At 38.4% G+C, this 3204-nt stretch carries 3 protein-coding genes; all 3 read right to left on the reverse strand.

The features are described from left to right. Window positions 1-180 precede the first annotated feature (180 nt). On the reverse strand, window positions 181-591 hold the full coding sequence (gene tsaE / locus ENL20_10385; GenBank protein HHE38964.1) for a tRNA (adenosine(37)-N6)-threonylcarbamoyltransferase complex ATPase subunit type 1 TsaE: 411 nt from the start codon (window positions 589-591) through the stop codon (window positions 181-183). 215 nt (window positions 592-806) lie between these two features. Beyond that, window positions 807-2357, reverse strand: coding sequence for a response regulator (locus ENL20_10390; protein HHE38965.1), 1551 nt, complete (start codon window positions 2355-2357; stop codon window positions 807-809). 226 nt (window positions 2358-2583) lie between these two features. Further along, window positions 2584-3189 carry a hypothetical protein gene (locus ENL20_10395; GenBank protein HHE38966.1) on the reverse strand — a complete coding sequence of 202 codons (606 nt, stop codon included), beginning with the start codon at window positions 3187-3189 and terminating at the stop codon, window positions 2584-2586. Between the last annotated feature and the right edge of the window lie 15 nt (window positions 3190-3204).

Raw genomic sequence — 3204 nt, forward strand, 5'->3', positions numbered from 1 at the left:
CTTGCTGTTACAAACGAAGCAATCTCTTGCTTCACATTAAGTTAGAGGAGTAGATTGCTTCGCAAGAATTCCTTTGTAAGATACCTCGCAATGACTTTTTCACTAGTTGCAGAATCCATTATGATTCTTTTCCTGTCAAATGAAAAACTATTATCCTTTCTTTCTTGCTCCTTCATATGATCAAGAATCTATCTCCACCTTTCTATATCCATCTTCAAAACTAAAAGAGATACTGATCGTGTTTTCCGGTAAAACATTCTTCGCCAGTTCGGGCCATTCAATGATCGTTAATCCCTGATCGAGGAACTCATGAATCCCAAGTTCCAGCACTTCTTCCTCTGCTTCCAGCCGGTATAGATCAAGATGATAGATAGGGAATTTTCCCGCATATTCATTCATCAGAACATAACTCGGACTGCTGACATTTTCCCTGACTCCCAAAAAAGAACATAGGTGTTTGGTGAAAAAGGTCTTACCTGTGCCCAGCTCCCCGAAAAGAGCGATAATATCACCCTTTTTCAGAGTTGGAGCAATTTCTTCTGCTAATTTTATTGTATCAGTTTCTGATCTTAAAATGATCATTTTTTTCATATTCAATATATTTATGGAAAAAGACTGTCATTACGAGTTCTCTCCTGCTGGCTTCTTGCGAAGTAATCTCTTGCTGTCAACAAAATGAAGATGAGATTTATCCGTCCTGGCAGAGATTGCTTCGTCTGATTCCCTTTGTGAGAAACCTCGCAATGACAATTTCAATAGTTGCAGACCATTTCCCCTCTCTTTTCAAGAGAGGGGTTAGGGGTGAGTTACTTCGGATTACAGATCGAGATGGGCAAGATCATCTCTTCCATTGAAATTCCGCCATGCTGGAATGTGCCGTTGAACTGCTTCTGGTATTGATGGAACATATTGGGATAAACAAAGTAATAATCCTCTTTGGCAAAAACATAATTATCGACAATATTCCTGCTTGGAAGCCCGTATTCCTCCGGATTCTTCATAATGAAAGCATGTTTTTCCTTAAAAGAAAGATTTCTGCCCTGTTTGTAGCGAATCGTGGTAGTTGTATCTTTATCTCCCACGATCTGGCTGGCACGATTGACCCGGATCGAACCATGGTCGGTGGTGATAACCACTGTTGCTCCCTGTTTTTTGATCAATTTCAGAGCATCATATAGATTTGAATGCAGGAACCAGTGTTTGGTGAATGCCCGCAGGGCTGATTCATCAGGAATTGCTTCTTTCAATATCTGGTTTTTGGAACGGTGATGAGCAAGCAGATCGAGGAAATTATAAACGAGTACGACCAACTTTTCATTATGCCAGGATTCGATCTTTCGCAGAACGAAATTTCCTTCATCAATGTTGAATATCTTGATATATTTGCTCTTTTCCAGGTCATAACCCATATCATTCAGATGTGCTTCCAGAAGCTGATGTTCATTGCGGTTACGGCTGTTATCCAGATCTGAAGATTCAGTCCAGTATTCGGGATAATTATTGGCAATATCGTTGGGAAGCAAACCGCTGAAAATGGAATTCCTCGAATACGGAGTTGCAGTCGGAAGAATGGAATAATACAAATCGTTTTTTACATCGAAAAGTTCGCGGAGAAAAGGTTCTATCACATAATATTGATCGAGACGCATGCAGTCGAGTACAATGAAATAAACAATTTTCCTGCTTTCCATCAATGGAATCACTTTTTCGGAAAGCAGATCAAAGGATAAGGTCGGTCTTTCATCTGATTTCAACCAGTTTCCGTATTTATCAGCAATATAATTGGAAAATTCAGCATTACAATTCATATTTTCCAGAAAAAGCATTTGCGTTAAAGTCGGATCATTTACTTCATCAAGCGTTAAATTCCACTTACAAATATTCTGGTAGATATCAGTCCAATCTTTCCAATTCGGAGCTGAAAATAATTTCTGGTTGATCTGGGCAGAGAATTTAGCATATTCTTCACCAATCTTATTACGCCTGATCTCGTCTGCCTGGAAAATCTTTTTGATCGCCATTATGATCTGGTTCGGATTGATCGGCTTGATCAAATAATCTGCGATCTGTCCGGCAATCGCATTGTCCATCAAACCTTCTTCTTCACTTTTAGTTACCATTACGATTGGCAGAGAAGCATTGTATTTCCTGATCTCCTGTAAAGTTTTAAGACCATCCATGCCGGGCATCATCTCATCGAGCAGGATCAGATCGAATTTCTCCTCAACCACGAGAGAAACAGCATCCTGACCATTAGAAACGGTCTTTACATCATATCCTTTATCAGTCAGGAAGATCACAAACGGCTTCAGGTGTTCTATCTCGTCATCAACCCATAGTATTTTTAATTTGTTCATTATAACCTCTTAATTTTTTTTTGTAAATCTGTTTGATTGCTGAATGGTTCTAACAACTTTTTTGAGTATTTCCCTCCAATTTGTCTTAATTAGAGTTTATCCGTAAACTATGATTTTTCGACTCGTAAGGAACGACGAGTCGAGAAAAAGTGCATATTAAAGATTCTTCGAGTCGTTATCGCAAGCTCTTTACAACTCGAAATGGCACTTTACGGATGGACTCTAATTAATCTGTTTCTTCCAGTTTCCGCTCATTGCTCTTGATGATCTTCTTGACTTCATCGAGATCCATTTCCTGGAAATATAAGGCGAGTTTGTAATCCAGTTCCTTCCTTCCGCAATTAAAATAATCGATCATTTTCTCGAGATATTGCTCAATATAAATGTCCTTCAAAGTTTTTTCTTTTGATCTCTTCTTTTCCCTGACTTCCTTAACTTCCTCCCGAAGTTTGGTTGTTGGTAATTCTTCAGCTTTGTTTATCCATTCTTCGACTTCCCGGTAAGGAGAATTCCGCACCAGCGGCTTGATTATATTCAATTTATCGAGACCGATCTGCTTGACCGATTTTTCATCAACATCCAATTCGATCAGGAAAAGTTCATAATTACCGATTATTTTATTCGCCAGAGTACCGCTGATATTAAACTCCGCTTCGATAAATTCTTTAAAACTGTCGTAACCTTTATATCTGAAAACTTTCGCTCTTTTAATTTCCGAAAGCAATTGACCCAATTGCACGAAATTTTCTTCAAGGTTTTTCTTCAAGTTGGATATTACCTGAATCTTTTCATCGGTTGTCATTTCCATTTCTTTTTGATCATTAAAGTTCATTTTATTCCTTAATTC

It is taken from the genome of Candidatus Cloacimonadota bacterium (assembly GCA_011372345.1).
In the GTDB taxonomy this organism is placed as follows: Bacteria; Cloacimonadota; Cloacimonadia; order Cloacimonadales; family TCS61; genus DRTC01.